The 2,485-nt window shown below is 74.4% G+C and carries 2 protein-coding genes; both read right to left on the bottom strand.

Annotated features, from left to right (window positions below; genetic code table 11):
- Positions 1-359: 359 nt before the first annotated feature.
- Positions 360-1,112: a GntR family transcriptional regulator gene (locus V7E45_RS39845; protein ID WP_333779182.1), complete on the bottom strand. Its 753-nt coding sequence runs from the start codon at positions 1,110-1,112 to the stop codon at positions 360-362.
- A 147-nt stretch (positions 1,113-1,259) separates the two neighbouring features.
- Positions 1,260-2,465 carry a DUF4190 domain-containing protein gene (locus V7E45_RS39840; RefSeq protein ID WP_333779181.1) on the bottom strand — a complete coding sequence of 402 codons (1,206 nt, stop codon included), beginning with the start codon at positions 2,463-2,465 and terminating at the stop codon, positions 1,260-1,262.
- Between the last annotated feature and the right edge of the window lie 20 nt (positions 2,466-2,485).

Below are 2,485 nucleotides of genomic sequence, written 5' to 3'. Positions count from 1 at the left end.
CCCTCCCCCACAATCGGCGGCACTCGCGCGGGTCGAACCCCCTCCGCGAGGGGACGAGCGTTCCGTCCCGGGCACCCGCCGTGCCCCGCCTAAGGAAACCGCAGTCCGCATATGCCCGAGCGTACGCCCTACCTTTACGCAGCGAACACGCCTTTTCACAAAGAGGTACGCAACCAGCCAGAACCCGGGGGGCGCACGATGCCGAACGCGCCGTCCGCCCCGCCGGTGTCGTGCGTCGGACGCCCCCCGGGGCGGACCCGGGGTCACCTGGGAGAACGGCCGGATTGCAGCGGGCGCCCGGCGGGCGCGGCCCGGTCACGCGACGGAGACGCGCGACCGGGGGCGTGCCGGGGTGTGCGCTACTTCACGGGCAGGTGGTACGCGACCCGGTAGCGGTCGGCCGGGATCACGACGTCGGCGGTCTCCACGGGGCGGCCGGAGGCGTAGTAGGTGCGCTGCACGACGATGACCACGTGACCGGGGACGCCGCCCAGGACGTGCAGTTCCTCGGCGAGGCCGGGGCGGGCGCCGACCTCCTCGGTCACGTTGTCCACGATGACGTCGATGGCGCGCATGCGCTCGACGACGCCCATGCCGCCGAGCGGCCCCTCCTCGGGCAGCATCACGGGGGTGCGGCCGGTGACGGTGAGGGGTTCCCAGGAGGTGGAGAGCATCATCGGCTCCCCCGCGTCCCGGAAGAGGTACTTGGTGCGCATGACCCGCTGGCCCGGCTCGATGGCGAGCCGGTCGGCGATGGCGGCGCCGGCCTCGGCCTGCTCGCTGCTCGACTCCCAGCTGCCCCGCACCGAGGCGTCCGCCTGCTCCTGCCGGAAGGGCGTGGCGCCGCCGGAGGGACGGAAACCGGAGCGGGCCACGCGCCGTGGCACCGGCCGCTCGCGCACGTACGTCCCCGATCCGGAGCGGCCCTCGACCAGACCCTCGGCCATGAGCACCTTGCGGGCCTCCAGCGCGACGGTGTCCGAGACGCCGTACTCCTCGCGGATACGGGCCTGTGACGGGAGCCGGGTATGGGGCGGCAGCGAACCGTCGACGATCTTCTTGCGGAGATCACCCGCGACACGCAGATACGCCGGCTGTTCACCGAAAGTCACTGGCCGCTCCCATCAGGTTGTACAGACAGCAACAGCCTGGCAACCGTGGGTTGTGCGGTGCAAGCAAAGGCCAGAGAATCACTCGATGTGATGACATCGTGCCGGGGAGGGCTTTACCCAGGCACTTTCTCCCCGCTATGGCGGCGATCACACCTCAGTGGCCGTCCCGCCCGAGCCGCCCGGGGCACCCGGTCCGTCCGGGGTGGCGCCGCCCTCGCCGCGTTCCGCCGGCGGGGTGGCCGCGAGGCCCAGGGCGGTGCGCGCGGGGACCGCCGCCTCCAGGTCGAGCAGTCCGAGGCCGGCGTCGTAGTGCTCGTGGAAGGCGTCCGCGTCCTTCGCCCGCGCGGCCCTCGTCCACTCGGCGCGCGCCCGGTCCGCGTGGGCCGCGAGGGCCCGGACCGGCCCCCGGGCGCCGGCCGGCCAGGTGCGCCCGCGCAGCAGCCGGGCCTGCCGGTCGAGCGCGGCCGACATCCGGCCCGCCCACGCCTTGTGGCCCGGCAGGTCGTCCTCGACGTGCGCGGAGTCCGGGGCGGTGGCCAGGGCCGCGTCGAGGAGGTGAGCGGCTTTCAGGTAGGCGACCTGGTCGGCGTCGAGGACGGTCTCGTCGTTGCGCAGCGAGCCGGTGAGGCCGGCGCCCTCGGCGACGCTGCCGAACAGGCAGGTGACCTCACGGTCCCCGGCCGACCAGCTGTCCTCGGTGGGTGTCAGGTAGTACACGTCGACGTCGTCGGGCACCGCCCAGCCGTCCATCGCGTAGTCGTCCCGCAGGACGTAGCAGCGCGCGCCGGCGGTGTCGCCGACCGACTCCTCACCCGGGTAGGGCCCGTCCTTCAGCCGGAACGAGGCGAACACCTCGCCGTCGTGGCCGCCCGAGCACGGCACCACGTCGAGGTCGCGGCTCTCCCCGGCCAGCCGGCCGCCGGGCGCGTCGAAGCACTCGCCCTTGACCAGGGAGATGCTCGCGCCGTCGCGCGCGCTCTCCTTGACGCCCTCCCAGAAGGCGGAGGCGCCGCCCGTGCCGAGCAGCAGGCCCCACAGCGCGAGCCCGATCGCGGACAGCACCGCCCCGCCGGTCGCGAGCCCCGTGCCGCGTTCGCCCCGCCGCCGGATCTGCCGCAGCGCGATCAGGCCGAGCGCCAGGCCGACGCCCGGCAGGCAGCACAGCACGCCGAACACGAGGGAGGCGACGGCGAGGCCGTTGACCGGGGCCGGCCGGTTGTACGGGCTGTACCCCTGCGTCCACGGCCGGTACGGCTGCCCGTGGGGCGGCTGCGGGCCGTACGGCCCCCGCGGGTACGGCGGCTGGTACGACCCCTGCGGTTGCGGGGGGCCGGGAGGCGGGGGTATGGACACCGGTGACCGTGCTCCTGGGT

The organism is Streptomyces sp. IBSBF 3136 (assembly GCF_036815105.1).
GTDB lineage: Bacteria > Actinomycetota > Actinomycetes > Streptomycetales > Streptomycetaceae > Streptomyces.
The sequence above is the reverse complement of the archived record's forward strand: the minus strand, read 5'-3'. Positions and strand labels throughout refer to the sequence as shown.